At 61.6% G+C, this 26,492-nt stretch carries 23 protein-coding genes and 1 riboswitch; of the genes, 9 read left to right on the top strand and 14 right to left on the bottom strand.

The window, feature by feature from the left end; all coding sequences use genetic code 11:
- Positions 1-377: 377 nt before the first annotated feature.
- A riboswitch (TPP riboswitch) is annotated at positions 378-478 on the top strand.
- Between the two features lie 39 nt (positions 479-517).
- Together thiM and thiD are read left to right on the top strand one after the other, a co-directional pair.
- Positions 518-1,312: a hydroxyethylthiazole kinase gene (gene thiM, locus ACL2XF_RS01660; protein WP_413727881.1), complete on the top strand. Its 795-nt coding sequence runs from the start codon at positions 518-520 to the stop codon at positions 1,310-1,312.
- Positions 1,309-2,112 carry a bifunctional hydroxymethylpyrimidine kinase/phosphomethylpyrimidine kinase gene (thiD, locus tag ACL2XF_RS01665; RefSeq protein ID WP_410014052.1) on the top strand — a complete coding sequence of 268 codons (804 nt, stop codon included), beginning with the start codon at positions 1,309-1,311 and terminating at the stop codon, positions 2,110-2,112. Before thiM ends, thiD begins: the two co-directional genes overlap by 4 nt.
- Here the strand turns inward: thiD and ACL2XF_RS01670 are convergent.
- From ACL2XF_RS01670 to ACL2XF_RS01725, 12 genes are all read right to left on the bottom strand, one after another.
- Entirely contained in the window at positions 2,059-2,973 is a 915-nt protein-coding gene (locus ACL2XF_RS01670; protein WP_413727882.1) for a hypothetical protein, read from the bottom strand. The two genes, thiD and ACL2XF_RS01670, sit on opposite strands and share 54 nt — an antisense overlap.
- A gap of 131 nt (positions 2,974-3,104) precedes the next feature.
- Positions 3,105-4,004, bottom strand: a complete 900-nt coding sequence (gene yegS / locus ACL2XF_RS01675) for a lipid kinase YegS (RefSeq protein WP_410016752.1) — start codon at positions 4,002-4,004, stop codon at positions 3,105-3,107.
- A 252-nt stretch (positions 4,005-4,256) separates the two neighbouring features.
- Positions 4,257-5,645: a tRNA 5-hydroxyuridine modification protein YegQ gene (gene yegQ / locus ACL2XF_RS01680; protein WP_413727883.1), complete on the bottom strand. Its 1,389-nt coding sequence runs from the start codon at positions 5,643-5,645 to the stop codon at positions 4,257-4,259.
- A gap of 155 nt (positions 5,646-5,800) precedes the next feature.
- Positions 5,801-6,139, bottom strand: coding sequence for a YegP family protein (locus ACL2XF_RS01685; RefSeq protein ID WP_410014055.1), 339 nt, complete (start codon positions 6,137-6,139; stop codon positions 5,801-5,803).
- 85 nt (positions 6,140-6,224) lie between these two features.
- Entirely contained in the window at positions 6,225-6,935 is a 711-nt protein-coding gene (gene baeR, locus ACL2XF_RS01690; protein WP_410014056.1) for a two-component system response regulator BaeR, read from the bottom strand.
- The gene (baeS, locus tag ACL2XF_RS01695; protein ID WP_413727884.1) at positions 6,932-8,317 is read right to left on the bottom strand and encodes a two-component system sensor histidine kinase BaeS; all 1,386 of its coding nucleotides are present in this window, start codon (positions 8,315-8,317) and stop codon (positions 6,932-6,934) included. The genes baeR and baeS overlap by 4 nt, the downstream gene beginning before the upstream one ends.
- A gap of 11 nt (positions 8,318-8,328) precedes the next feature.
- A complete protein-coding gene (gene mdtD / locus ACL2XF_RS01700; RefSeq protein ID WP_413727885.1) occupies positions 8,329-9,783 on the bottom strand; it encodes a multidrug transporter subunit MdtD in 1,455 nt (484 codons plus the stop codon).
- Positions 9,784-9,790: 7 nt separating this feature from the next.
- Positions 9,791-12,877 carry a multidrug efflux RND transporter permease subunit MdtC gene (gene mdtC, locus ACL2XF_RS01705; RefSeq protein WP_413721145.1) on the bottom strand — a complete coding sequence of 1,029 codons (3,087 nt, stop codon included), beginning with the start codon at positions 12,875-12,877 and terminating at the stop codon, positions 9,791-9,793.
- On the bottom strand, positions 12,874-15,993 hold the full coding sequence (locus ACL2XF_RS01710; RefSeq protein ID WP_413727886.1) for an MdtB/MuxB family multidrug efflux RND transporter permease subunit: 3,120 nt from the start codon (positions 15,991-15,993) through the stop codon (positions 12,874-12,876). Before ACL2XF_RS01710 ends, mdtC begins: the two co-directional genes overlap by 4 nt.
- Positions 15,993-17,249: an MdtA/MuxA family multidrug efflux RND transporter periplasmic adaptor subunit gene (locus tag ACL2XF_RS01715; protein ID WP_410014061.1), complete on the bottom strand. Its 1,257-nt coding sequence runs from the start codon at positions 17,247-17,249 to the stop codon at positions 15,993-15,995. Before ACL2XF_RS01715 ends, ACL2XF_RS01710 begins: the two co-directional genes overlap by 1 nt.
- Positions 17,250-17,439: 190 nt before the next feature.
- A complete protein-coding gene (locus ACL2XF_RS01720) occupies positions 17,440-18,222 on the bottom strand; it encodes an ABC transporter substrate-binding protein (protein ID WP_410014062.1) in 783 nt (260 codons plus the stop codon).
- Positions 18,223-18,281: 59 nt separating this feature from the next.
- Entirely contained in the window at positions 18,282-19,445 is a 1,164-nt protein-coding gene (locus ACL2XF_RS01725) for a methionine aminotransferase (protein WP_410014063.1), read from the bottom strand.
- Between the two features lie 248 nt (positions 19,446-19,693).
- Here ACL2XF_RS01725 and ACL2XF_RS01730 point away from each other — a divergent pair, with 248 nt between their 5' ends.
- Positions 19,694-20,623, top strand: coding sequence for a LysR substrate-binding domain-containing protein (locus ACL2XF_RS01730; protein WP_413727887.1), 930 nt, complete (start codon positions 19,694-19,696; stop codon positions 20,621-20,623).
- A gap of 31 nt (positions 20,624-20,654) precedes the next feature.
- On the top strand, positions 20,655-21,611 hold the full coding sequence (locus tag ACL2XF_RS01735) for an aldo/keto reductase (RefSeq protein WP_413723404.1): 957 nt from the start codon (positions 20,655-20,657) through the stop codon (positions 21,609-21,611).
- A 96-nt stretch (positions 21,612-21,707) separates the two neighbouring features.
- On the opposite strand, the gene ACL2XF_RS01740 is transcribed toward ACL2XF_RS01735, so the two are convergent.
- Positions 21,708-21,890, bottom strand: coding sequence for a hypothetical protein (locus ACL2XF_RS01740; RefSeq protein WP_410014066.1), 183 nt, complete (start codon positions 21,888-21,890; stop codon positions 21,708-21,710).
- A 177-nt stretch (positions 21,891-22,067) separates the two neighbouring features.
- Positions 22,068-22,298, bottom strand: coding sequence for a DUF1272 domain-containing protein (locus ACL2XF_RS01745; protein WP_413727888.1), 231 nt, complete (start codon positions 22,296-22,298; stop codon positions 22,068-22,070).
- Between the two features lie 147 nt (positions 22,299-22,445).
- Here ACL2XF_RS01745 and ACL2XF_RS01750 point away from each other — a divergent pair, with 147 nt between their 5' ends.
- The 5 genes from ACL2XF_RS01750 to ureC all read left to right on the top strand — a co-directional run bounded on the left by ACL2XF_RS01750 (position 22,446) and on the right by ureC (position 26,489).
- Positions 22,446-22,958, top strand: a complete 513-nt coding sequence (locus ACL2XF_RS01750; protein WP_413723403.1) for a GNAT family N-acetyltransferase — start codon at positions 22,446-22,448, stop codon at positions 22,956-22,958.
- 349 nt (positions 22,959-23,307) lie between these two features.
- A complete protein-coding gene (locus tag ACL2XF_RS01755) occupies positions 23,308-24,141 on the top strand; it encodes an urease accessory protein UreD (RefSeq protein WP_410014069.1) in 834 nt (277 codons plus the stop codon).
- An 11-nt stretch (positions 24,142-24,152) separates the two neighbouring features.
- Positions 24,153-24,455: an urease subunit gamma gene (locus ACL2XF_RS01760; protein ID WP_323476240.1), complete on the top strand. Its 303-nt coding sequence runs from the start codon at positions 24,153-24,155 to the stop codon at positions 24,453-24,455.
- A gap of 16 nt (positions 24,456-24,471) precedes the next feature.
- Positions 24,472-24,789, top strand: a complete 318-nt coding sequence (locus ACL2XF_RS01765) for an urease subunit beta (RefSeq protein WP_410014070.1) — start codon at positions 24,472-24,474, stop codon at positions 24,787-24,789.
- Positions 24,786-26,489 carry an urease subunit alpha gene (gene ureC / locus ACL2XF_RS01770; protein WP_410014071.1) on the top strand — a complete coding sequence of 568 codons (1,704 nt, stop codon included), beginning with the start codon at positions 24,786-24,788 and terminating at the stop codon, positions 26,487-26,489. Before ACL2XF_RS01765 ends, ureC begins: the two co-directional genes overlap by 4 nt.
- Positions 26,490-26,492: the final 3 nt, after the last annotated feature.

A 26,492-nucleotide genomic window follows, 5' to 3' on the forward strand; every position in this document is an offset into this window, starting at 1 on the left:
AAATAATTTTAATCGATCTCATGAATAATAAGCCAATGTTTTGTCATGCTGAGCCCCGTTGGCGCTTTTCCCCGCCGATAAAAGACGATCCCTGGCTGGCCGGGCGGTTAAGCGCGCTGGCCGAGGCGGGATTTGCCCGCCTGGAGGGGGCCGGGGACAGTGCGCAGTGGTGGTTGACGCCCACCGGTGCCACGGGTGCGCAATTCTGCGGGGACGTTTGTTACGGCCGGATGTTGGTCAGTCCCCAGCGGCCCTGCTCATAGCCTTATTATTAAGTCTGCTGATAATTGTGTTTATGAGATCGACGCCGGCGGAGGGACCAGGCTCCGCCGGCAAACTCACCATTGATCTTTTCTCCCGCCCGCCGGATAATCATGCCACTTGACTCGGGGTGTCCGCCGCTGTGCGCCGGACTGAGATTTTACCCGTATGACCTGATCTGGATAATGCCAGCGTAGGGAAGTCACGGCCTGTTGTCCCGCCGGGTCCGTCTTCCTCAGCGCCGGCTGGGAGCGCTATGATTACCGAACCTGCCGAACTGCCCGGCTTAGCCGCCGCGTCTTCCCTTACCCTGCTGCGCCAGCGCAAGCCATTAGTCCATTGTATGACCAATGACGTGGTACAGGCGTTTACCGCCAATGCGCTCCTGGCCGTCGGCGCCGCCCCGGCCATGGTGATCGAACCCCGTGAGGCGGTTCAGTTCGCCGCCATGGCCGATGCGCTGCTGGTGAATATCGGCACGCTGACCGCGCCGCGGGCCGAGGCGATGATGGCCGCCATTACGTCGGCCAATCAGGCCGGCACGCCATGGGTGCTGGATCCGGTGGCCGTGGGCGCATTAACCTTCCGTACTGAATTTGCCCGGGGCATATTGACGTTAAAACCCGCCGCCATTCGCGCCAATGCCTCGGAAATCCTGGCGCTGGCCGGGCAGCCGGCCCTGGGCCGCGGCGTGGACAGCGCCGACGACTCCCGCTACGCCCTGCCTTTTGCCCGCCAGCTGGCCGCGGACTATGGCACCCTGGTCGCGGTTACCGGCCGGGTGGATTTTATCACCGACGGCGATCGGGTCTGGTCCGTAACCGACGGCGACGCCATGATGACGCGCGTCACCGGTACCGGCTGCGCCTTATCGGCCGTGGCGGCGGCGTTTTGCGCCCTGCCGGGCGATCGGTTGCAGCATCTGGCCGCCGCCTGCAGGATCATGGCGCGGGCCGGGCGGTTAACCGCCCGGGACGCGGCGGGTCCGGGCAGCTTTGCCGTCGGCTTCCTCGACCGGCTGTACGGCCTGCAGGAGGAGGATATACAATGAAGCGCTGCCATAACCTGCTCAGTATCGCCGGCACCGATCCCAGCGGCGGCGCCGGTATCCAGGCTGATTTAAAAACCTTCTCGGCGCTTGGCGCCTATGGCGCCACGGTCATCACCGCGCTGGTGGCGCAAAATACCCGCGGCGTGCAGTCCATCTATCCTATCAGCGCTGAATTCGTCGCCGCCCAGCTGGATTCCGTGCTCGGTGACCTGCGTATCGACAGCGCTAAAATCGGCATGCTCGGGCAGGCGGACATCGTGCGGACGGTGGCGGCAAAACTGCGGCAATATCCCATACCCTATGTGGTGCTCGATACCGTGATGGTGGCGAAAAGCGGCGATTTCCTGCTGTCGCCGGATGCCGTGAGCGCCGTGCGGGATGTCTTATTGCCGCTGGCGTCCATCATCACCCCTAATTTGCCGGAAGCGGCGGCGCTGCTGGGCTGCCGCGCCGCCGCCAGCGAGGAGGAAATGCGCCGGCAGGGCCGGGAACTCCTGGCCTACGGCTGCCAGGCGGTGGTGATGAAGGGCGGCCACCTGCATGGCGACTCCAGTCCCGACTGGCTTATCACCGCCACGGACGAACGGCGTTTCGACGCCGTCAGGGTGAACACCCGGCATACCCATGGCACCGGTTGCACGCTCTCCGCCGCGCTGGCGGCCCTGCGTCCGCTGCATGACGACTGGGCGCAAACGCTCGCGGCGGCCAAAGCCTGGCTGCAGCAGGCGCTGCTGCATGCGGATGATCTACAGGTCGGGCAGGGGATCGGGCCGGTCCATCATTTCCACCAGTGGTGGTGACATTCCGGTGAGAATGCCCTGGGCAAAGTTAAGCAGCGAGCGGGCGTCGTGCAGATGCCGGGCGTCGAAGGCGTTGAGCAAATAACTGTTCTCGCCGCGGTGCGGGCGGATGCGCAATGACGGCAGGGGAGTGCCGCCCCGGTATTCCGGTACCGCCGTATAGATATACCCCGGCTGCATCTGGTTGTCTTCATCGCGCCATAATAATTGCAGCGCCGGATAAGGGCCGAGACAGCGGCCGATAAAGACATTCCCGGCCCAGAAACCTTCGTACTCGCCGTCTTTTTGCAGTCGTTTTTCGCTGAACACCGGCGCGTTGATCAAGCCTGATAGCTGGTCGGGCGTTAACGTCTGCAGCAGCTGATGCCACAGCGGATTGCCGTTTTCCAACTGCCAGCAGGCCATGCCGATATAGTCGTTAAGCGCCTGCCAGTCCTGCTCCAGCATGCGCTTGACCGGCTTATCGGTCATATTGCGAAACTGCATCAGCGGGCTGACCATATCGCCCAGCGTATTGTAGGTAATCAGCGTCATGGTGCGCGGATTGCGGCGCAGCGACAGCCAAAGGATTAATTTCGGGATGCGGAACTCAATGGATTGCACGCTGAGCCGGTACTGGTTCTCTTTGGTCAACACAAAACCGTTGGAGGTGCCGCGCTTTTCGCGGTAGTTATGGATAACCACCACGCTGTGGGACCCCATCCAGCCGGTAATATAATGTTCTTTGTCACTCTGGGTGACTTTCATATCCTCGACCATGCCGCACAGGCTTTTTTCCGTCAGCGTCTCCAGGGGATGGGCTTCCCCGGCGCTGTAGTAAAGCGTTTGCGGCGCGGGCAGGGCGGGTGAAAATGCTTGCATGATAACTTCCTGAAACAGCTACATAGCCTATAGATTACCCTAAGTTGTTATACAAATTCTTGCGCGTGTCGTCCCGGACTGTCGAAAATGTGCGTAAGATCAAATCACTGGCGGCGACATGGCCGGTTCCCCTAGGCCAGCAGCGGACAAAGGGGCGGCAGACGGCATGCCAGCGCCGCCGGCAAGATGGTAATCAGGAATTTTTTTCCCTTCAGCGGCTCACCGTCGAGGTTGAAGGTGACCTCATGCGGCGCCTCGATTTCAAGCCAGGGCAGAGAAGCGGCGATGACATGGGGGTTTTGCTCATCGCTGGTCAGGCTGTTGAGGAGGATCGGCAGCAGCGCCTCCGAGGCGAAAACGCGCAGCTGCAGCAGGCCGTCGTTGATCAGCGCGTCCGGGCAAAGCGCCTGCCCGCCGCCGGCCTGGCGGCCGTTGCCGATACCGATAACCAGCGCCTCGCCCGCCCAGTTAAAGCCCGGGCCGCGGATTGCGCAGCTGTCGGCTTTCAGGGTATCCATGCGCAGCAGGCCATGGATAAAATAGGATGCGCCGCCCAGGGCGGATTTCAGCTTGGCCGGCGTCTCGGCGGTGATGCGGGTGCCGAAGCCGCCGGTGGCCATATTGATGAAATAACGATCGTGATTAACCTGGGCGATGTCGATATCCACCGCCTTGCCGTTAATGGCCAGCATCAGCGCTTTATCCAGCTCCTGGGGAATGGCGCAGCTGAGGGCAAAATCGTTGGCGGTGCCCAGCGGCAGGATACCCAGGCAAGGGCGGCGCGCCGCCGGCAGCAGCGCCAGGGCGCTGGCGATTTCGTTAATGGTGCCATCGCCGCCGCCGGCGATGACCGTGTCCACCCGCAGGCGAACGGCTTCCTCGACGTAGCGCTGCGCGTCTCCATGCTCCCAGGTAACGCGCACGTGCAGCGGAAAACCGGCTTCGCGTTGCTGCTCCACCGCCAGTCTGAGCTCTTCGTTACCCGCGCTTTTGCCGTTCACGATAAGCAGTGAGGCGGGAGTGGTTGCCATGGCTGATTGCATCAATGCCTTTCCTTGAAGTAGGGGTTTTCATACAGAAATGATAATGCGTCATGAAGGGGCTTTTCGCCAAATAAAAAGCCAGCTCAAGGGAGGATGAGCTGGCGAAAGAGGTGGTTCCTGGTGAGGCTGGGTCATTGTTTTGCATTTTGATTCAGCAAGCGCATTATACGCTTTGCCCCCGGTACGTATTGTGACCCAATTCTAATTTCCGGATGACCAATGCTGAATTTCTCTGAACGATCAGCCCGCGGTGGTGTCCGCCGCCGCGACGCTGCCGTGCGGATTACGCGTGGTGGTGCCCGGCAGGTTTCGCAACAATATGGCGAAGCGCACGTCGATAGCCTCCGGGATCGGCAGGTAGACCCTATGGCCGTTGCCCGGCGCCACGTCGGCGTCGGCGCCTTTGCCGGTGACGATGCGTTCCAGGGTAAAGCTGATATTGCCTTGTGGGGTCATCAGTTCCACGCTGTCGCCGCGGGAGAATTTGTTTTTCACGTCCACTTCGGCCAGCCCGTCGCGCCGGGCGCCGGTAAATTCGCCGACGAACTGCTGGCGGTCTGAAACAGAATAACCGTAATCGTAATTCTGCTGATCCTCATGGACATGGCGGCGCAGGAAGCCTTCGGTATAACCCCGGTGCGCCAGGCCCTCAAGCGTTTTGAGCAGGGAGACGTCAAACGGCTTGCCGGCTACGGCGTCGTCAATCGCCCGGCGATAGACCTGGGCGGTGCGCGCGCAATAATAAAAAGATTTGGTGCGGCCTTCTATTTTCAGGGAATGCACGCCCATCGCCGTCAGGCGTTCCACGTGCGCGACGGCGCGCAGATCCTTTGAATTCATGATATAGGTGCCGTGTTCATCCTCGAACGCGCTCATATATTCGCCGGGGCGCTGGGCCTCTTCCAGCATGAACACCTTGCCGGTCGGCGCGCCGATGCCGAGCGTCGGCTCAACTTGGGTAACGGCGATCGGCTCATGCTGATGAACGATATTGCCTACCTCGTCTTCCTTGCCCTCCTGCACGTTATATTCCCAGCGACAGGCATTGGTGCAGGCGCCCTGGTTGGGGTCGCGCTTATTGAGGTATCCCGACAGCAGGCAGCGGCCGGAATAGGCCATGCACAGGGCGCCGTGGACAAACACTTCCAGCTCGATTTCCGGTACCTGCGCCCGGATTTCCGCAATCTCCTCCAGCGACAGTTCCCGGGAAAGGATCACCCGGGTCAGTCCGGCCTGCTGCCAGAATTTTACCGTTGCCCAGTTTACCGCGTTGGCCTGGACCGACAGATGGATGGGCATGGCCGGAAACGCCTGGCGCACCAGCATAATCAGGCCGGGATCGGACATGATCAGCGCGTCGGGACCCATCTCGACCACCGGCGTGAGATCGCGGATAAAGGTTTTCAGCTTGGCGTTGTGCGGGGCGATATTCACCACCACATAGAATTTCTTACCCAGGCTATGGGCTTCCTGAATGCCCGCGGACAGGTTTTCGTGGTTGAATTCGTTATTGCGTACCCGCAGGCTATAGCGCGGCTGGCCGGCATAGACCGCGTCGGCGCCGTAGGCAAAAGCGTAACGCATATTTTTTAACGAACCGGCGGGTGAGAGTAATTCCGGAGTAAACATGATAAATCTCGTCTGATGTCAAGTCAGGCTGCCCCTGCGGGGGCAGTGCAGCACGGGATTTTAGCCCCTGGCGGGGAAAAGATCAGCAAAAACCGCTAACAGGCAGGGTTAATTCATCGCAACGGGGACACCGGATGCGCCCCCGGCGGAACGGATCAGGCCGTCAAATCCATGATCTCTTTCGTGGCGGCGCATTCCATCGCGGCTTTGATGCCTCGTCGGGCGGCGGTTTCGGAATTGTAAGGACCGCTTTGGCCGAGGATTTGATAATTGCCGCCCCGCAGAATAAAATACGCATGCCGGTCCCGGCTGCTTTTCAGCTCGTAGTTATTCTCGTCGGGGGCATTGTAACGGGCGAAACGAATGGCATTTTCCGCTGACGCCTTGCTGCAAAAGGTGGCGCTGGATAAAATGATTTCGTCGTTATTACCCTTTAATTTGAATATGAAATGCCCGTTCTTCACTTTTTCCAGCTCATAATGTACGGTTGCCATGTCGGCTCCTCCTCAACGTTGCACGGCGCCTTCGCGCTAAATGAAGTATAGGAGACGATCGCGGCTGTCACCGTGGCTGAATCGGTTAAATTAAATCTCCGGGCTCGGCTTCCCAGCGATAGCCCATGCCGTAGACGGCGCGGATAAACACCACATCGTCGGCCAGGGCTTCCAGCTTGCGGCGTAAGTTCTTGATATGGCTGTCTATGGTGCGGTCGGTCACCACGCGGTAATCGTCATACAGCTGGTTGAGCAGGGCTTCGCGCGAGAAGACCTGGCCGGGCGCGCCGGCCAGTATTTTCAGCAGGCGGAATTCCGCCGGGGTTAAATCCAGCGCCAGATCGCGGTAGCTGGCCTTGAACCTGTTCTCGTCGATTTTTAACGGACTGGGCTGCGGCGCGCAGGCCTGCGGACGATAGCAGCGGCGCATGATGGCCTTGACCCGGGCCACCACTTCCCGCGGGCTGTAAGGTTTGCAGATATAATCATCCGCGCCGATTTCAAGGCCCAGCAGGCGGTCGATCTCATCGGTCTTGGCGGTCATCATGATAATCGGCACATCGGAAAAGCGCCGGATATCGCGGCACACCGACAAGCCGTCGCGGCCCGGCAGCATCAAATCCAGCAGCACCAGCGCGGCCGGCGTCTTCAGCAGATAGTCGGCCACTTCGTCGCCCCGCGTCAGCCAATGGGTGCGATAATCCGCCGCCTGGAGGTAATCCACCAGTAATTGCCCAAGCTTGGGCTCATCCTCGACGATAAGGATGGTTAGCGGCGCGCTGTCGAGTTCGCTCATAGAGTCCTGGGTGCCCGTTGATCGAGGGGTAATTGTACCGTGATTTGCAGGCCGCCAGAAGCCGAATGCGCGGCCGATATGCGTCCCCCGTGCGCCTCGACGATATTCTGGCAAATAGGCAGCCCGAGCCCCGAGCCGCCGCTGGCGCGATTGCGTGAGCCCTCGGTACGGTAGAAACGTTCAAAAATCTGCGTAAGCTGGTCATCCTCGACCCCGGGCGTGCTGTCCCGCCAGCGCAGCGTCAGGCTGTCTTCCCGTATCCATCCCTCGACGGCCACGCTGCCCGGGGCGTCGGTATAACGCAAACTGTTTTCCAGCAGGTTGAGGAACAGCTGCGTCAGGCGATCCGCATCGCCGAATATCCATGCCTTGTCGGGCAGCGCCAGGGTCAGGTCCAGCCCTTTGAGCACAAAACGTTCCCGAAACGAGGCCGCGGCGATAGCCAGGATATGGATGGCGTCCACCCGGTCCTTGCGATAGGCCAGCGCGCCTGAGTCGGAGAGGGAAAGCTGATGTAAATCATCCACGAGCTTGGTCAGGATGGCGACCTCCGCCTGCAGGGACGCGAGGGATTCGCCGGTGGGCTGGCGCACCCCGTCCTGCAGCGCTTCCAGCTCGCCGCGCAGTATCGACAGCGGCGTGCGCAGCTCGTGGGAAATATCGGCCATGAACGCGCGGCGCATGGCGTCGTTTTTTTCCAGCGACATGGCCAGTTGGTTAAAGTCATTGGCCAGCCGCCCCAGCTCATCCTGGGTGCCGGTCTCCACCCGGGTTGAAAAGTTGCCGGCGGCCAGCTGATGGGTCCCGCTCACCAGCCGTTTGACCGGCGCCAGCAGGCCGCGCGCGGTCAGCCAGGTAACCGCCGCCGCCAGCAGTCCCGCCAGCGCGACAATCAGCCAGCTGGTGCGCCGCTGCTGGGCGTCGAAATTGATATCCGCATCGCGTGTCAGGCGCTCGACCGGCGTCGACATCACCCAGCCGACCAGGGTGCCGTTCACGTTGATCGCACGGCGCGGGCCTTCATCCGGCAGGGGGCCGCCCGGCCCGACCAGCTTTTGCCGCTGCGCGTCCACCACCCAGATCTGGGTGCGCAGGCCGTGGGGCGGCAGGTTCTTGCCCTCGTCCAGGTTTTGTTCAAAGGAACGCAGCAGCTGATAGACAAAACGATCGTTATTGCGCAGGAAACGCCAGTCGCCGTGCAGCTGGTACTGTTCGGCCAGCGCGGTGCTTAACAGCTCGATGCGCTGGTTATTGCTACGTTTAATATAATCGATAAAACCGCGCTCAAAGCTGACGCGCACGCCCCAGTGCATGGTAATCACCACCAGCATGCAGGTGGCGAAAATGGCGAGGAACAGCTTTGCGGTAATGCCGAATTTCATCTTCTTACGCCTTATTGGCCCTTCGGGTCGCTTTGGGATAATAGCCCATTGGGCGAGGTGTCCGGCGGTACGCGCATAAATACCAGCGCCGGCAGGGCAATCACCACCGCCATGCATAAATAGGTGGCGATAAACACGCCGTGGATATCGCCTGTCGCCAGCGGCGCCTGACCGCCGGCAAACAAGCCCAACAGGATGCCCACCGTGGTCACGCCCAGGCTCATGGACAGCTGCATCACCATCGACAACAGGCTGTTGCCGCCGCTGGCCAGCGGATCGGGCAGATCCTTGAGCGTCAGGGTGTTCATCGAGGTGAAACGCATGGCGTTAACCACCCCCTGGAAAAACAGTACCACCGGGATGACGTAAGTCCAGCCCGCCAGCGCCACCAGCGGAAACACCAGGCTCACCGCCGCCAGCCCGAGCGTGGCGCCGGTCAGGACGTTCCGATAACCGGCGCGGTTGACCAACTGCACGATAATGCGTTTGGTGCCCATGCTGCCTATCACCATCGGGATCATCATCAGCCCGGCGTGGAAAGGGGTGTAGCCCATGCCGAGCTGTAAAAACAGCGGCGTCATAAATGGCAGCATGCCGCTGCCGATGCGGCCCAGCAGGCTGCCGAGCAGGCCGATGGCGAAGGTGGGCGTTTCAAACAGCCGCAGGTTAAACAACGCGTTTTCATTGCGCCTGGCGTGCAGCCAGTAGCCCAACAGCGCCAGCAGGCCGGTCAGCATCAGGGCGGCGATATACGCCGGGGGGATATTCAGCCCTTTATGGCCCTCCAGCCCCAGGGTCATGGTGGCCATGCCCACCGCCAGCAGGAAAAATCCGCCGATATCAAAGCCGCGGGTTTCCATTTTGTAGTTCGGCATCAGCAGCCAGGTGATCAGGGCGCCGACAATCCCCACCGGCAGGTTAATCAGGAAGATCCAGTGCCAGCTGGCGTATTGCACCAGGAAGCCGCCCAGGGCGGGCCCGATCAGCGGCCCGATCTGTCCCGGCATGGTGACAAACGCCATCGCCGCCATATACTGCGAACGCGGCACGATTTTCATCACCGTCAGGCGGCCCACCGGCACCATCATCGCGCCGCCGATGCCCTGCACCACCCGTGACAGCACCAGTTCCTGCAGCGACCCGGCCCGCGCGCACAGCAGGGAACCCAGGGTAAACAGCACGATGGCGCTGAAAAAAACCTTTTTCACCCCGAACCGGTCCGCCAGCCAGCCGCTGGCCGGCAGCATCACCGCCACCGTCAGCACATAGGAGACGATAACCGAATGCATATGCAGCGGGTTTTCCTTCAGGCTATGGGCCATCGAGGGCAAGGCGGTATTGACGATGGTGGTGTCCAGCGTTTGCATAAAAAAGCCAAAGGCCACCGTCCACAGCTGCCAGTGCACAGAAGCGGAGGGCCGGGGGTCGGCGGGGGCGGTGTTATGATGAAAGGGATGCCATTGCATATCGCGGTTACTCTTGCTCGGGGATAACGATGCCGGCGCGGGACGGACGCCCTTTCAGACGCAATTTATCAAAAAACAGATAAATCACCGGCGTGGTGTACAGGGTCATCAGCTGGCTGACCACCAGCCCGCCGACGATGGTAATGCCCAGGGGCTGGCGCAGCTCGGCGCCGTCGCCGCTGCCGATCACCAGCGGCAGCGCGCCGAACAGCGCGGCCAGGGTGGTCATGAGAATGGGCCTAAAGCGCAGCTGGCAGGCCTGAAAAATGGCATCCGCCGCGCTGATGCCGCTTTGCCGCTGGGCGGTCAGGGCGAAGTCCACCATCATAATGGCGTTCTTTTTGACGATGCCTATCAGCAGCAGGATGCCTATCATGGCAATCAGGCTGAACGGGGCGCTGAACGCCTCCAGGGCCAGCAGCGCGCCGATGCCCGCCGAGGGCAGGGTGGACAGGATGGTCAGCGGATGAACATAGCTTTCATAGAGGATCCCCAGCACGATATACACCGTGGCGATGGCGGCGATGATAAGCCACAGTTGGGATTGCTGGGTCTGCTGGAAGACCTTGGCCGTGCCGGCGAAGGTGCCGCGCACGCTGGCGGGCACGCCCAATTCCGTCATGGCGCGTTCGATGGCGCCGGAGGCGGTGGACAGCGCCACGCCTTCCGGCAGGTTAAAGGAGATGGTCGAGGCAGCGGACAGTCCCTGGTGGTTAACCGACAGCGGGGCGTTGGCCGGTTGCCATTGGGCAAACGCCGACAGCGGGATCGGCTGGCCGGCGCTGTTGATCAAAAACATGTGGTCCAGCGCGCTGGGGTCCTGGGTATAGGCCGGCGCCACTTCCATCACCACTTTATATTGATTCAGGGGCTGGTAGATGGTGGATATCTGGCGCTGGCCGAACGCATTGTTAAGCAGATTATTGACGTCCGAGACCGCCAGACCCAGGCTGGACAGCACGTCGCGATTATAGATCAATCCCAGCTCCGCCCCTTTATCCTGCTGGTCGGAGTTCACATCGGCCAGTTCGGGCAGCGCCGCCAGCGCCAGGCGCACCTTGGGTTCCCAGGCGCGCAGATCCGCCAGATCGTCCGCCAGCAGCGTGTACTGGTAGGCGGCGTTGGACTCCCGCCCGCCGACGCGGATATCCTGCACCGCCGACAAATACAGATCGGCGCCCGGCTCCCGGGCAAGCTTGGCGCGCAGGCGGGCGATAATTTCCTGCGAGTTTTCCCGGCGTTCGGATAACGGCTTCAGGGAGATGTACATCGAGCCGGCATTGGTGCGCGAGCCGCCGGTATACCCGGTGACATTGTCCACCGCCGGATCGGCCGCCACGATTTTCATAAAGTCCTGCAGCTTGCCGCGCATCGCCTGGAAGGAAATACTCTGATCGGCCTGGATAAACCCTTGTATCCGCCCGGTATCCTGCTCCGGCATCAGGGTTTTGGGTATGGCGATATACAGCCATACATTCAGCGCCAGGGTGGCCAAAAACAGCACCAGCACCCAGCCGGCATGATTAAGCACCCAGCGCAGCGAACGGGCGTAGCCGCCCTGCAGCCGCAGCAGCAGGGCGGTAAACCGATCGGTTTTTTTAGCGGCGCGCGCGGTATCCCTGCCCAGCAGGCGGGCGCAAAGCATGGGCGTGAGCGTCAGCGACACCACCAGGGAAATCATGATAGCCACCGACAGCGTCACGGCGAACTCGCGGAACAGCCGGCCCGGCAGGCCGCTCATCAGCAGCAGCGGAATAAATACCGCCACCAGGGACAGGCTCATCGACAGTACGGTAAAACCCACTTCACGCACCCCCAGCAGGGACGCCGCCAGGGGATTCATACCGGATTCCACGTGACGGGCGATATTCTCCACCACCACGATGGCGTCATCCACCACGAAACCGGTGGCGATGGTCAGCGCCATCAGCGAGATATTATTCAGGCTGAACCCGCACAGGTACATGGCGGCGAAGGTGCCGATCAGCGACACCGGCACGGCCAGCGCCGGAATCAGCGTCGCGCGCCAGGAGCGCAGGAACAGCAGGACCACCAGGATCACCAGCGCCACCGCAATCACCAGCGACTGTTCCACTTCGTCGAGGGAGGCGCGGATAGTCGGCGAGCGATCCTGCGCCACGTTCATCTCGATGCCGGCCGGTATCGAGGCGCGCAGGGCGGGGATGGCCGCCCGGATGCTTTGCACCGTGGAAATGATATTGGCGTCGGGGGAGCGGAAAATCACGATCAAAATGGCCGGCTTGCTGTTGACCATGCCGGCGTTGCGCACATCCTGTACCGCATCGCGCACGTCGGCCACGTCCTGCAGCCGCACCACGCCGCCGTTTTGGTAGTGCACAATCAGCGGCTGGTATTCCCGCGCAGTAGACAGGGCGTCGTTGGTGCGGATTTGCCAGCGGGACTGGTTGTCCTCCAGCGCCCCCTGCGGGCGGCGCACGTTCGCCTGGCTGATGGCCTCGCGCACTTCGTCAAGCGACACGCCCTGGTTGAACAACGCCTGGGGATTGAGCTCGACCCGCACCGCCGGCAGCGAGCCGCCGCCGACCGTGACATTGCCGACGCCGTCCATCTGGGAAATATTCTGCGCCAGCTGGGTGGACGCGATATCGTAAAGCTGGCCCTGGCTGTAGGTGTCCGAGGTCAGGGTCAGGATCACGATCGGCGCGTCGGACGGATTCACCTTGCGGTACTGCGGCCGGTTGGGCATGCCGCTGGGCAGCAGGCTTTGCGCCGCGTTCAGCGCCGCCTGGACATCGCGCGCGGCGCCGTTGATATCGCGGTCAAAATCAAACTGCAGGATAATGCGCGTGGTGCCCAGGGCGCTGGTGGACGTCATCTCGTTGACGCCGGCCACATGGCCCAGCGCCCGCTCAAGCGGCGTGGCCACCGACGAGGCCATGGTCTCGGGGGAGGCGCCGGGCAGGGACGCCGTGACCAGCAGCACCGGAAAATCCACCTGCGGCAGCGGCGCCACCGGCAGCAGGCGAAAGCCTATCACCCCGCACAGGGCAATCGCCAGCGTCAGCAGCAGCGTGGCCACCGGGCGGTAGATAAACAGGGCGAAGAATTTCATGTCGTTTCCGGCTTATCGACAACGGCCCGGCCGCGGCGCGACAGACGGTCGAACAGCAGATAGATCACCGGGGTGGTGAACAATGTCAGCACCTGGCTCACCACCAGCCCGCCCACCATGCAAATTCCCAGCGGCCGGCGCAACTCCGCCCCGACCCCGGTGCTGAACATCAGCGGCAGGGCGCCGAACAGCGCGGCAAGGGTGGTCATCAGGATCGGGCGAAAGCGCAGCAGGCACGCCTGGAAAATGGCGTCATAGGGCGTCATGCCTTTTTCCCGTTCGGCGGCCAGGGCAAAGTCGATCATCATGATGGCGTTTTTCTTGACGATGCCGATCAGCAGGATAATGCCGATTATGGCTATCACGTCCAGCTCGTGGCCGGACAGGATCAGCGCCAGCAGCGCGCCCACCCCGGCGGTGGGCAGGGTGGACAGGATGGTGACCGGATGGATAAAGCTTTCATACAGCACGCCCAGCACGATATACACCGCCACGATGGCCGCCACGATAAGCCATACGGTGCTCTCCAGCGCCGATTGGAACGCCAGCGTACTGCCCTGGAACCGGGTGGCCACGGAGTCGGGCACATCCAGATCCTGTTCCGCCTGGGTAATGGCCTGCACCGCTTGGCCCAGCGAATACCCGGGGGCGAGATTGAACGAGACGGTGGCGGCGGGGAATTGCTCGAGATGGTTGATGGACAAGGCGCCCAGGCGCTGCTGTACGCTGCTGATGGCGCTTAGCGGCACCATATTGCCGTCGGCGCCCCTGATGCGGATATCGTCGAGCGCCGCGAGCCCGGAAAGGGTGTCGGTATCCTGCTCCAGCACCACGCGGTATTGGTTGGCCTGGGTATAGATGGTGGAAACCAAGCGCTGGCCAAAGGCGTTATACAGCGCGTTCGCCACATCGGCCATGCTGACGCCCAGGCGGCTGGCGCTGTCCCGGTCCACCTTGATATAGGCTTCCAGGCCGCGATCCTGCAAATCGCTGCTGACATCCCGCAGCTGAGGCAGGCTTTGCAACCGGGTGAGCAGCGGCGGTATCCATTTACCCAAATCGGTCAGGGACAGGGACTGCAGGGTAAACTGATACTGGGTATGGCTGAGCTGGGTATCGATGGTCAGGTCCTGCACCGGCTGCAGGTAAAGCTGGATGCCGGTCAGGCCGGCGGTGGCCCGCTGTAGGCGTTCGATCACCACGCCGATCCTGTCCTGGCGCTTATCCAGCGGCTTGAGGTTGATCTGCAGCCGTCCGCTGTTCAGCGTGGCGTTGGCGCCGTCCACGCCAATCAGCGAGGATACGCTTTGTACCGCCGGATCGCGCATGACGACCGACAGCACCTCCTGCTGGCGCTGGGCCATATTGCTGAACGACACGCTTTGCGCCGCCTGCACCGTGCCCTGGATCACGCTGTTGTCCTGAGTGGGGAAAAATCCTTTCGGGATAACCAGATACAGGACAATGGTCAGCGCCAGCATGGCAATCGCCACCGACAGCGTCAGCCAGGGATGAAACAGCACTTTGCGCAGCCAGCGGCCGTAGCCGGCCACCAGTTGTTCGAACAGCCTTTCGCTGGCGCGGGTAAAGCGGTTCTGCCGGCGCAGGGATTCGTAGCTCAGCATGCGCGCGCACATCATCGGCGTCAGGGTCAGGGACACCACCGCCGAAATCAGGATGGCTATCGCCAGGGTCACCGCAAATTCCCGGAACAGCCGCCCGACGATATCGCCCATGAACAGCAGCGGGATTAACACCGCGATCAACGACACGGTGAGGGAAATAATGGTAAAGCCTATCTCGCCGGCGCCCTTCAGCGCCGCCGCCAGGGGTTTTTCCCCCTGTTCGATATAACGGGAGATGTTCTCGATCACCACGATGGCGTCGTCCACCACAAAACCGGTGGCGATGGTCAGCGCCATCAGGGTCAGGTTATTGACGGAAAATCCGAGCAGATACATCACCCCGAAGGTGCCCACCAGCGACAGCGGCACGGCCACGGCGGGGATAATGGTGGCAGCGGCATTGCGCAGGAACAGGTAAATCACCATCACCACCAGCGCAATGGACAGCAACAGTTCAAACTGCACATCGCTGACCGAGGCGCGGATATTGTCGGTACGGTCGGCCAGCAGCGAGACGGTGACCGACTTCGGCAGGCTGGCGGTTAACGAAGGCAACAGGGCGCGGATGCTGTCGGCGGTGGTAATGACATTGGCGCCGGGCTGGCGCTGGATATTCATGACAATGGCCGGCTGACGGTTGGCCCAGGCGCCCAGGCGGTTGTTCTCGGCGCCCTGTTCAATGGTCGCCACATCGCGCAGCCGCACCGGCGCGCCGTTTTGCCAGGTGACGATAAGCCGGCGGTAATCCTCGGCGGATTTCATCTGATCGTTGGCCGACAGGGTTACCGAACGCTGCGGGCCATCCAGGCTGCCCTTGGCGGAATTGACGTTGGCGGCGTCGATGGCGGTGCGTACGCTTTCACTGTCCAGGCCATAGGCCGCCAGGGCGGGGGCGTTAAGCTTGACCCGCACCGCCGGGCGCTGGCCGCCGGAAATCGAGACCAGCCCCACGCCGCTGACCTGGGAAATTTTCTGCGCCACCCGTGTTTCCACCATATCTTCCACCTGGATCATCGACATGGATGTCGACGTGACCGCAAGCGTCATAATGGGCGGATCGGCGGGATTGACCTTGCTGTATACCGGCGGATTGGGCAGATCGTCCGGCAGCAGGTTGGTGGCGTTATTGATGGCCGCCTGCACTTCCTGTTCCGCCACGTCAAGCGGCAGCGACAGTTGGAACTGCAGCGTAACCACCGACGCGCCACCCGAGCTTTGCGACGCCATTTGCTTTAATCCCGACATCTGGCCGAACTGCCGCTCCAGCGGCGCGGTGATGGCGGAGGTGACCACGTCCGGGCTGGCGCCGGGATACAGCGTCACCACCTGGATCGTGGGATAATCCACCTCGGGCAGCGCCGACACCGGCAGCGTCCGGTAGCCGAGGATACCGGCCAGCAGGATGGCGATCATCAGCAGCGTCGTGGCGACCGGCCGCAGGATAAACAGGCGCGAGGGGCCGCCGCTATGGCTGGACGGCAGCAACTCCATCAGGATTTTTCCCCGCGGCGCGCGGGGGCGCGGGGGCCTGCGGCGGGCTGCGTGCTGGCGGGGGCGATAACCTCGACCTTGACCCCTTCGGTCAGCCGGTCAAGACCGTCGGTAACCACCCGCTGCCCCGCCTGCAGGCCGGCGGTGATCACCACCTGCTGGCTGTCTTCCATGCCGGTGGTGACCCGGTGCTGGCTCACCTGGTCGTCATCGTTCAGGACCCAGACAAAATGGCCGTCGTTGCTCATCTGTACCGCGGCGGGGGGGATCACCACCGCGTTTTGCAAGGTGTCGACCTTCATGCGGATATTGACGAACTGATTGGGAAACAGGCTGTCGTCGGCATTGGCAAAGCGGCCCTTAAGCCTTACCGTGCCGGTGGTGGCGTCGATTTGATTGTCCAGGCTGAGCAGCGCGCCCTCGGTCAGCTTGGTTTTATTGGTGCGATCCCACACTTCAATCAGGGGCGCGTTGCCGGTTTTCTGCGCGGCGATAACGCTTGGAATATCGCTTTCCGGCAGCGTAAAGAGCACATCGATCGGCCGCGTCTGGGTCAGCACCACGATGCCCGTGGTATCGCCGCTGGTGATAAAATTACCCACATCCACCTGGCGCAGGCCGACCCGGCCGTCCATCGGCGCGGTAATGCGGCTGTAGGCCAGTTGCAGCTCGGCGCTGGCCACCGCCGCCTGGTCCACCAGCAAAGTGCCCTCGGCCTCGCGCACCAATGATTGCTGGGTGTCGAGCTGCTGACGGGAGACCAGGCTGGTTTTGACCAACTGCTGGTAGCGCGCCATATCCTGCCGGGCGTTGGCGAGCGTCGCCTGGTCCTTCGCCAACTGCCCCTTGGCCTGCAGCAGCGCCACCTCAAACGGCCGCGGATCGATTTGCGCCAATAACGTCCCCGCCTTGACCCATTGGCCCTCGGCGAAATGCAGCGCCATCAGCTGGCCGTCCACCCGGCTCCTTACGGTGACGGTGCCGGCGGCGGTCACCGTGCCCAGGCCCGTGAGAAACCGCGGCACCGATCGGGACTGCGCGGTGGCCGCCTGCACCGGCGACAGCGTTTGCGCGTGGCGCCCGGCGCGGCCGCCACGCCGCCCGGTCTCGGGGCGGGCCGCGCCCGGCCGGGCGGCGGCGGTGGGTTCGGCGGCGGGCTGTTCCCGGACATGCCGCCATATGAAAAACGCGCCGATAAGGAGGATCAGCAGTGTCGTTATCAGGAGCAATAAGCGTCCATTGCGTTTACCCTTCATGTATCGCTATACCTGTAATCATGCGGACAAGGCATCAGAATCGCACGTTCCCGCATAAAATAAGAATGATATACCCAGTTTAGCCAAAAAAACGCGGGTAAAAATGGAGGAAGTGTGGAGGTATTGTCAGGGTTTGTCGTTCTGGTATGAATATTGCCCCGAAAAGTGCTTTCCGGGGCCTGCGGACGCATCAGTTGGGGGCGGACACGTCGATATCGCCGAAATATTTTTTCGCCAGGGTGCCGATGGTTCCCTGGGCCTTCACCTTGGCGATGGCGTCGTCCAGCTGTTTTTTCAGGGCGTCGTCGCCTTTGCGAATGCCGAAGGCGATGCCGCTGCCGAGGATGGCGTCATCGCTGACCGCGGGTCCGCTAAACGCAAAACCCTTGCCCTGGGGCTGGGACAGGAAACCGGACTGCCCGGCCGGCGCCAGCACCAGCGTGCCATCGAGGCGGCCGGAGGTCAAATCCATATAGATCTGGTTTTGATCCTGGTAGGCCACCACATTCACGCCCTGGCCGGCCCAGTGGGCGTTGGCGTAGGATTCCTGGATGGAGCCTTGCAGCACGCCGATGCTTTTACCTTTCAGCGCGTCCGGGGTCGGCTGCAGCCCCGCGTCGGCGCGGGCGATAAGTTTGGTGGGCACCCGATAGATCACCTGGGTGAAATCGATGGCCTGGCGGCGCTTCTCGGTGACATTCATCGCCGAGTTGATGGCGTCGAATTTGCGTCCCTGCAGCGCCGGGATTAAACCATCGAATGAGGTATCCAGCCATTCGCATTTGACGCCGGCGGCCTGGCACACGGCGTTGCCCAAATCGATATCGAACCCCTGCAATTCACCGCTCGGCGATTTGGATTCAAACGGCGGGTAAAGCGCTTCCAGGCCAAAACGGATTTTGCCCTCGGCCGCCATGGCCGGCAGCGCGGCCATGCCGCAGGCCAATATCAACAGTGTCGCTATTTTTTTCATTGTCGTGTCCCGTCATAGGTAGTGTGTGAACGTCAAAAAAATACGGCCATCCCGGCCACTTACGCCTGGCGCCATGCGCAAAGCCGGCGCGCGCCTTCGCGCAGCGTGGCTTCATCTTTGGCGAAACTGAGCCTGATCATGCCGGTTTCGGTGCCGTCGCTGTAAAACGCCGACAGGGGTATCGACGAGACTTTGGCATCGCGGATTAATTTTATAACCATATCGTTATCGCTGTCCGCCGAGAAATGGCTGAACTGCGCCAACAGGAAAAATCCGCCCGCGCTGGGCAACAGTTTAAACGGCGAATCGCGCAGGGCGCGGGTCAGTATATCGCGCTTTTGCTGGTAAAAAGCCGCCAGGCCGAGATAACTTTCCGGCTTGCCCAACGCTTCGGCAAACGCATACTGCATCGGCGTATCGGCGGCAAAAACCATAAACTGATGCACCTTGCGGATTTCCAGCATCAGTTCGGCCGGCGCCAGGCAATACCCCACGCGCCAGCCGGTGACGCTGTAGGTTTTACCGAAGGACGAAACCACCACGCTGCGCTCGGCCAGGGCGGGATACGCCGCCATGCTGCGGTGAGGCGCGCCGTCGAACACCATATGCTCATACACTTCGTCGGAGAGGATCAGGATATCGGTGCCGGCGGTCAGGGCGGTCAGCCGTTGGATATCTTCTTCGCTGAACACCATGCCGGTAGGGTTATGCGGGCTGTTGACGATAATCATGCGCGTGCGCGGCGTCACGGCCGCGGCCACCGCGTCCCAATCGATAGCGTGCTGCTCCAGCGGGATTTTCACCGGCACCGGCACCGCCCCCTGCAAGCGGGCGATGGGGGAATAGCTGTCAAACGCCGGTTCAAAATAGATCACCTCGTCGCCCGGATGCACCAGGGCGCTGATGGCGCTGTAAAGCCCCTGGCTGGCGCTGGCGAGTATGGTGATTTCGCTTTCAGGATCATACCGGCAGCCGTACAGGCGCTCGACTTTATCCGCCAGCGCCTCGCGCAGGGCCATCAGTCCAGGCATGGCCGCATACTGGTTATGTCCGGCACGCATGGCTTTCGCCACGCCGTCTATCAACAGCGGATCGCAGTCAAAGCTTGGCGCCCCCGAGGACAAATTCAGGGCCTGGTGCTCGGCGCTCAGCTGTCCGATGGTGGTGAAGATCGTGGTGCCGACATCGGGCAACTTAGACCTGGGGGGAATAACGCTCTGCATGGGAACAACCTCCTGGTAGGGTTAAAACCGCAAAAGCCGTGACACGTAAGGCTGGATGAATCATGATTAAGCAACATATCCGGCCGCGCGACAACCGATCCTTTATCATGCATGCCATGCGCCGGGAACATGCCTGGAGCGCGGCGATAATCTCATCAGCGCGGCGCAGCCGCCTTCGCCGGCCCTATTACCACTGGAGCCATGCCCGTGGATGTTTCATCAATCCTGCTGTTATCCGGAGCCGAATCATGAATCCGCTGCCCTCGCTGGACGTGCTGAAAACCTTTATCGTAGTCGCTGAGCGGCTAAATTTCACTCATGCCGCGCGACATATGCATCTCACCCAGGGCGCCGTCAGCCGCCAGATAGCCGGCCTGGAACGGCACCTGGGCTGCGCGCTGTTTATTCGCCAGGCGCGGGGACTGGAACTGACCGAGCAGGGCGCCGCCCTGCTGGCGCCGCTGCAGCAGGCGCTGGGGCAAATCGACGCCACGCTCGCCCTTGCCGCCAGGCGCACGGGCACGCTGCGGGTAAAATGCCCCACTTGCGCCATGCGCTGGCTGCTGCCGCGCATTATGCAACTGCAAAACCAGCATCCGGAAATCGATATCGCCCTGACCACCTCATTCTCGCACGGCGTTAATTTCGCCAGCGAACATTTTGACGCGGCGGTGATCTTCGGCCGGCCGGAGAATAAACGCATCCAGGCCACCCCGCTGTTTGATGAAATACTCACTCCGGTGTGCATCCCGGCACTGTGGACCGCGCCTGACGCCGACGTCGCCCGGCTGGTGGATAAAACCCTGCTTCATCCCACCCGCGATCGCCGCGATTGGCTATTATGGTTAAAGACGGCGGGCTGCGACGTAGCGCCGCTGACCAAGGCGCAGCATTTTGACACGCTGGATCTGGCCATGACCGCGGCCCTGCAGGGATATGGCATCGCCATGGGCGATCTCTGCCTGCTGGAGTTCGATCTTGAGGCCCGGCGCCTGACGGCGCCGTTTCCGCTGTGCATACAAAGCGGCGCCTCTTATTATCTGATTCATCCTGAGCAAAAGGTCCTGTCGCCTTCGCTTACGCTGTTCAAGCACTGGCTGGAGCGGGAGGCGCGGGAGAGCCGGCAAAGGCTGGCGCGTAACCTGGGGAGTGCTAAGGTAGTCAGCATGGCAAAATAGTAACGCTCAACAGCAATAAGGGGGTATCACCATGGAAACAAGAACACTGGGCCGTTCCGGGATTACCGTGCCGCCGCTGGCATTCGGCGGCAATGTATTTGGCTGGACCATCGACCGGCAGATGTCTTTTCGCCTGCTTGACGCCCTGGCGGAGCGCGGGCTGAATTTCATCGATACGGCCGACGTCTACTCGGCCTGGGTTGACGGCAACCAGGGCGGCGAATCCGAAACCATTATCGGCGAGTGGCTGAAAAAAAGCGGCAGGCGGGACGGGATGATTATCGCCACCAAGGTGGGCAAGCCCATGGGCGGCGATAAAAAGGGGCTGTCGGCGGGGTATATCAAACGCGCGGTGGAAGAGTCGCTTAAGCGCCTGCAAACCGATTATATCGATCTGTATCAATCCCACGACGACGACAAGTCCGTACCGCTGGAGGAGACCCTGGCCGCGTTCGACGCCTTGATTAAAGCAGGCAAGGTGCGGGCCATCGGGGCGTCGAATTATGAAGGTCCACGCCTGGCGCAGGCGCTGCGCATCAGCGAACAGAATGGCCTGGCGCGTTATGAAACGCTGCAGCCCAAGTTTAATCTCTACGATCGCCAGGAATACGAGCAAAACCTGGCGCCGGTGGTGACCGCGCATGGCGTTGGCGTAATCAACTTTTACGCGCTGGCAAGCGGCTTCCTGACCGGTAAATACCGCGCCACCGAAGATGCCGCCAAAAGCCCGCGCGGGCAAAGCGTGGTCGAGGGATACTTAAACCCGCGCGGCCTGCGCATCCTGAAGGCGCTGGATGCCGTCAGCGAGCAGCACCAGGTCACGCCGACCCAGGTGGCGCTGGCCTGGAATCTCAAGCAGCCCGGCATCACGGCGCCTATTGCCAGCGCAACGTCGGTGGAACAGCTTGACGAACTGGCGCAAGCGCTTGAACTGCGGCTCAGCGCCGAGGATGTCCGCGTGCTGGATGAAGCCAGCGCCTGGAAATAAACCTCGCGGCCGCGGCGCGCAGCCATGCCGGGAGGAGCCACGCGCCGGGTAGGGCATCATACCGGGCGGGCGGCTTCACTTTCCCGCCCGCGGGCGTTAAAAGGATTTGACCAGCACACCCTTGGCGGGCTGCGCGGTTCCTGTTCTGATCAGGGAATCAAAGGATTTTTCCGCTTTCATCACCTGTTGAAAAAATTCTTCCGGCGTCAGGCCGGTGGCCTTGCCGCTCATATAGGCCAATGCCAATTCTTTTGCCTGAAAACGTGAAAAATTATACATTTTTTGCCTCGGATAACGTTAATTTTATGCACAAAAAGTGGGCCGGATAAGGGTATTAATCCTTTATCTATCGGCCAGCACCGAATGGTCATCATTCCTTTGTCGCCGATGAAAGCATATTACGTTAATGCCTTATCTTTGATAGCTGCTTTCATAGATGGATTCGATAGCTGAAAGTTAACGTTTTGCAATAATACGCCGTGTCGAGGCCGGATGCAGTTTAAGCCGGTGGGGTGGACGGATGGGCCTGGCAGTTAATTCTCCGCCGCAGTTGGGGCAGGTATTATTAAGTTCATTGGCGGCACAGTCGGCGCAGAAGGTGCATTCATAAGAACAGATGCGCGCCTGATGGCTTGCGGGGGGTAAATCGCAATCACAGAGTTCGCAGTTCGGGCGTAATTCAAGCATCTTTTCCCCACGTAATAAAGTTTGACGGCAACTTGTGATTTTTAACAAAATATATTGATATAGTACAGGCCAAAAGCGGCCGGGATGAGGTCCATTTCGGGACAGATATCCCAGGGTCGGGTTAATGTCCTTACACGGCGGGGTAGAATGAATATACGTCATATGGCGGAAGCTGATTTTCCCGGCATCTGCCGCTGGTTTAACACCGAAAAAGAGCTGGCGCAATGGGGCGGTCCCCTGCCGCGTTTTCCCCTGGATCCGCCGCAATTAGCTGAAATGCTCGGCGAATCGGCCGGCACGCCTCCCCGGAGATGGCTGTTTTGCGCCGGGGAGCCCGGCGCGGCCACCGCTACCGCCCAGGTGACTTTTGACTGGCGCAACGGCGTCGCCCTGCTGGGGCGGGTGGCCGTGAACCCCGCCAACCGGGGGCAGGGCATCGCCATCCCCTTCCTGAGCGCCATTGTGCAGCGGGTGTTTGCCGAGCCGCTGATTGAGCGTCTGGAACTGAATGTCTACACCTTTAACCAGGCGGCAATCCACACCTATGAAAAACTGGGTTTTATCCGCGAAGGCGTGCGCCGCAGCTCGGCCAAAGTGGGCCGGGAGCGCTGGGATACCGCCCTGTACGCCATGTTGCGCGGTTCTGGCGCCTTGGCTTAACGCCATTTTAGCCCCCTAATCCCCGGTGCCTTAACGCGCCCAACGGTTAATTTTATCTCGCCCTATAGCTGAACCCGGGTCGGCGGGTAACCCTGCTTTTCCCGCCGGGGAAGGCGGTGTTGGGGTGTTGGCATTATAACGCGTTCACCCTTGCGCACCGGCATGGCGCATTTTTATCGCTGTTACCGGTTGGGGTGCAGGCATGGCACCAATATGGTGCGCCATGAGGGCGTGAGCACAGGTAATCCCCGGTTGAGAATTGGCTTAAATATTGCTACGGAAAGGCTTTGGACTTGTTATCTCATGGCCTGTCACTACAAGGCCATGGTATGCCGTGCAGTAGGGTGCTATGACAAACGACACTGTTCTACCCGTGCCGCCGCCCGCGGGCTGGCTGGGTAAGCTCGCGCTGGGATTCGAGCGGCGCCACGGCCGGACGTTGCTGACGACCCGGCGGCATAGCGGACCCTACCGGGTGCAGCGGGCGTTTTATCCCCAGGCCGATCACCCCCACGTCTATTTGCTGCATCCGCCGGGCGGCGTGGTCGGCGGCGACCGGCTTGAATTATCGGTCGCCATGGCGGCGCAGAGTCATGCGCTGCTGACCATGCCGGGCGCCACCAAATTTTACCGCAGCGCGGGCCAGCTGGCCCGGGTGTCGCAGCGATTTTCGCTCGGCGAGGACAGCATACTTGAATGGCTGCCGCAGGATAATATCCTGTTCCCGGCCGCCAGGGTGGCTATCGATACCGAGTTCCGGCTGGCCCCCGGCGCGCGCCTGCTGGGCTTTGAAACCCTGTGCCTTGGCCGGCCGGCGGCCGGCGAAGCCTTTACCTCCGGTAGCCTGGATGCGTCCCTGCGCATTATCCTGCCGGGATCGCCGGGCCTGTTCGAGCGGTTGCGCATCAGCGCGGGCCGGCTGGAAAAACTGGGCGGCCATCCGCTAAGCGCGACCTTTTATGCCACCCCCGTCACCGAGAAGATGCTGGCCGAGGTGCGTCTGCTGCTCGACGCCGCCCATGCGCCGGCGGCCGGCGCCAGCCTGCTGGATTCATTGCTGGTCGTACGGGTGCTGGATAATGATAACCAGCGGCTGCAGCATCTGCTGCACCGGATCTGGGCCTGTTTACGGCCCGGGATGCTGGGGCTGGAAGCGTCGCCCCCGCGTATCTGGGCAACCTGAGGAGTTGAAGAATGGAATTGTCGCCAAGAGAAAAAGACAAGCTGTTGCTGTTTACCGCCGCCCTTCTGGCGGAACGGCGGCAGGCCCGTGGGCTGAAGCTGAATTATCCGGAGGCGGTGGCGCTGATAAGCGCCGCGATCTTGGAGGGCGCGCGCGACGGGCTGACGGTGGCCGAACTGATGAGCCTGGGCCGCGAGGTATTAACCCGCGATGACGTGATGGAAGGGGTGCCGGAAATGATCCCCGACGTGCAGGTGGAAGCGACCTTCCCCGACGGCACCAAACTGGTGACGGTCCACGATCCGATAATCTGACAAGCAGCGAGGCGTTATGATACCTGGTGAAATGTGTATCGCCGAGGGCGATATCGAGCTTAACACCGACCGCGATCGCGTGACGGTTACCGTCGCCAACCATGGCGACCGGCCGGTACAGGTGGGATCGCATTACCATTTTTTCGAAGTTAATCCGGCGCTGAAGTTCGATCGCGCGGCGGCGCGCGGGTTCAGGCTGGATATCGCCGCCGGCACGGCGGTGCGCTTCGAGCCGGGGCAGTCCCGGGACGTTACCCTGGTGGCCTATGCGGGCAAACGCGAAGTCTACGGCTTTCGCGGCGAGATCATGGGCAAGCTGGAGTCATCGTCATGAGCAAAATTTCCCGCCGCGCCTACGCGGAAATGTTCGGCCCCACGGTGGGCGACCGGCTGCGGCTGGCGGATACCGAGCTGTGGATCGAGGTGGAAAAGGACTTTACCCTGTATGGCGAAGAGGTAAAGTTCGGCGGCGGCAAAGTGATCCGCGATGGCATGGGGCAGGGGCAGATGACGTCGGCGTTTTGTGTCGATCTGGTGCTGACCAACGCCCTGATTATCGATCACTGGGGTATCGTTAAAGCGGATATCGGGGTTAAGGACGGACGGATCGTCGGCATCGGCAAGGCGGGCAATCCGGACATCCAGCCCGGGGTGACCATCCCCATCGGTCCCGGCACTGAAGTGGTGGCGGCGGAGGGCAAAATCGTCACCGCCGGCGGTATCGACGCGCATATTCATTTTATCTGCCCGCAGCAGGTGGAAGAAGCCATCTGCGCCGGCGTAACGACCATGATCGGCGGCGGCACCGGGCCCGCGGCGGGCACCAACGCCACCACCTGCACCCCCGGTCCCTGGTATCTGGCGCGCATGCTGCAGGCGGCGGAAACCCTGCCGGTCAATATCGGTTTTACCGGTAAGGGCAACGCGTCGCAGCCGGCAGCGCTGGCCGAACAGGTGGAAGCCGGGGCCATCGGCCTGAAGCTGCATGAGGACTGGGGCACCACGCCGGCGGCCATCGATTGCTGCCTGGGCGTGGCGGATAAGTATGATGTGCAGGTGGCTATCCATACCGACACCCTGAACGAAGCGGGATTTGTCGAGGATACGCTGGCCGCCATCGGCGATCGCACCATCCATACCTATCATACCGAAGGGGCGGGGGGCGGCCATGCGCCGGATATCATCAAGGTGTGCGGCCACGCGAACATCCTGCCCTCATCCACCAACCCCACCATGCCTTATACGGTGAACACCATCGACGAGCATCTGGATATGCTGATGGTCTGCCACCATCTTGACGCCGGCATCGCCGAGGACGTGGCGTTCGCCGAATCGCGCATCCGGCGTGAAACCATCGCCGCCGAGGATATCCTGCACGATTTGGGCGCCTTCTCCATGCTGTCGTCCGACTCGCAGGCGATGGGCCGGGTGGGCGAGGTGATCCTGCGCACCTGGCAGGCGGCGCATAAAATGAAGGTGCAGCGCGGCCCGCTCGCGCCGGACGGTGAGCGCAACGACAATTTCCGGGTCAAGCGCTATATCGCCAAATACACCATCAACCCGGCCATCACCCACGGCATATCCCATGAGGTTGGCTCCATCGAGCGCGGCAAGCTGGCGGATCTGGTGCTGTGGTCGCCGGCGTTTTTCGGCGTCAAGCCGGCGCTTATCATTAAGGGCGGCATGATCGCCATGGCGCCGATGGGCGATGCCAACGCGTCGATTCCCACGCCGCAGCCGGTCCACTACCGCCCGATGTTCGGCGCGCTCGGCGGCGCGCGCCATGCCACGCGCATGACGTTTTTGTCCCAGGCGGCATACGGCAACGGCCTGGCCGGCCGGCTGGGCCTGCAAAGCCTGCTGGGCGAGGTCAGGCACTGCCGCCACGTCAGGAAGGCCGATATGATCCATAATCACTGGCAGCCTACCATCGAGGTGGACGCGCAGACCTATCAGGTCCGGGCCGACGGCGAACTCCTGACCTGCGAGCCCGCCGATATTTTACCGATGGCGCAGCGCTATTTTCTTTTTTAACCG

The sequence above is a fragment of the Sodalis sp. RH19 genome (assembly GCF_047324215.1).
Lineage (GTDB): Bacteria > Pseudomonadota > Gammaproteobacteria > Enterobacterales > Enterobacteriaceae > Acerihabitans.

Bases quoted from the DNA above. Each gene is read 5' to 3' on its own strand.
- thiM (WP_413727881.1), top strand. From the start codon at position 518: ATGATTACCGAACCTGCCGAACTGCCCGGCTTAGCCGCCGCGTCTTCC.
- thiD (WP_410014052.1), top strand. From the start codon at position 1,309: ATGAAGCGCTGCCATAACCTGCTCAGTATCGCCGGCACCGATCCCAGC.
- ACL2XF_RS01670 (WP_413727882.1), bottom strand. From the start codon at position 2,973: ATGCAAGCATTTTCACCCGCCCTGCCCGCGCCGCAAACGCTTTACTAC.
- yegS (WP_410016752.1), bottom strand. From the start codon at position 4,004: ATGGCAACCACTCCCGCCTCACTGCTTATCGTGAACGGCAAAAGCGCG.
- yegQ (WP_413727883.1), bottom strand. From the start codon at position 5,645: ATGTTTACTCCGGAATTACTCTCACCCGCCGGTTCGTTAAAAAATATG.
- ACL2XF_RS01685 (WP_410014055.1), bottom strand. From the start codon at position 6,139: ATGGCAACCGTACATTATGAGCTGGAAAAAGTGAAGAACGGGCATTTC.
- baeR (WP_410014056.1), bottom strand. From the start codon at position 6,935: ATGAGCGAACTCGACAGCGCGCCGCTAACCATCCTTATCGTCGAGGAT.
- baeS (WP_413727884.1), bottom strand. From the start codon at position 8,317: ATGAAATTCGGCATTACCGCAAAGCTGTTCCTCGCCATTTTCGCCACC.
- mdtD (WP_413727885.1), bottom strand. From the start codon at position 9,783: ATGCAATGGCATCCCTTTCATCATAACACCGCCCCCGCCGACCCCCGG.
- mdtC (WP_413721145.1), bottom strand. From the start codon at position 12,877: ATGAAATTCTTCGCCCTGTTTATCTACCGCCCGGTGGCCACGCTGCTG.
- ACL2XF_RS01710 (WP_413727886.1), bottom strand. From the start codon at position 15,993: ATGGAGTTGCTGCCGTCCAGCCATAGCGGCGGCCCCTCGCGCCTGTTT.
- ACL2XF_RS01715 (WP_410014061.1), bottom strand. From the start codon at position 17,249: ATGAAGGGTAAACGCAATGGACGCTTATTGCTCCTGATAACGACACTG.
- ACL2XF_RS01720 (WP_410014062.1), bottom strand. From the start codon at position 18,222: ATGAAAAAAATAGCGACACTGTTGATATTGGCCTGCGGCATGGCCGCG.
- ACL2XF_RS01725 (WP_410014063.1), bottom strand. From the start codon at position 19,445: ATGCAGAGCGTTATTCCCCCCAGGTCTAAGTTGCCCGATGTCGGCACC.
- ACL2XF_RS01730 (WP_413727887.1), top strand. From the start codon at position 19,694: ATGAATCCGCTGCCCTCGCTGGACGTGCTGAAAACCTTTATCGTAGTC.
- ACL2XF_RS01735 (WP_413723404.1), top strand. From the start codon at position 20,655: ATGGAAACAAGAACACTGGGCCGTTCCGGGATTACCGTGCCGCCGCTG.
- ACL2XF_RS01740 (WP_410014066.1), bottom strand. From the start codon at position 21,890: ATGTATAATTTTTCACGTTTTCAGGCAAAAGAATTGGCATTGGCCTAT.
- ACL2XF_RS01745 (WP_413727888.1), bottom strand. From the start codon at position 22,298: ATGCTTGAATTACGCCCGAACTGCGAACTCTGTGATTGCGATTTACCC.
- ACL2XF_RS01750 (WP_413723403.1), top strand. From the start codon at position 22,446: ATGAATATACGTCATATGGCGGAAGCTGATTTTCCCGGCATCTGCCGC.
- ACL2XF_RS01755 (WP_410014069.1), top strand. From the start codon at position 23,308: ATGACAAACGACACTGTTCTACCCGTGCCGCCGCCCGCGGGCTGGCTG.
- ACL2XF_RS01760 (WP_323476240.1), top strand. From the start codon at position 24,153: ATGGAATTGTCGCCAAGAGAAAAAGACAAGCTGTTGCTGTTTACCGCC.
- ACL2XF_RS01765 (WP_410014070.1), top strand. From the start codon at position 24,472: ATGATACCTGGTGAAATGTGTATCGCCGAGGGCGATATCGAGCTTAAC.
- ureC (WP_410014071.1), top strand. From the start codon at position 24,786: ATGAGCAAAATTTCCCGCCGCGCCTACGCGGAAATGTTCGGCCCCACG.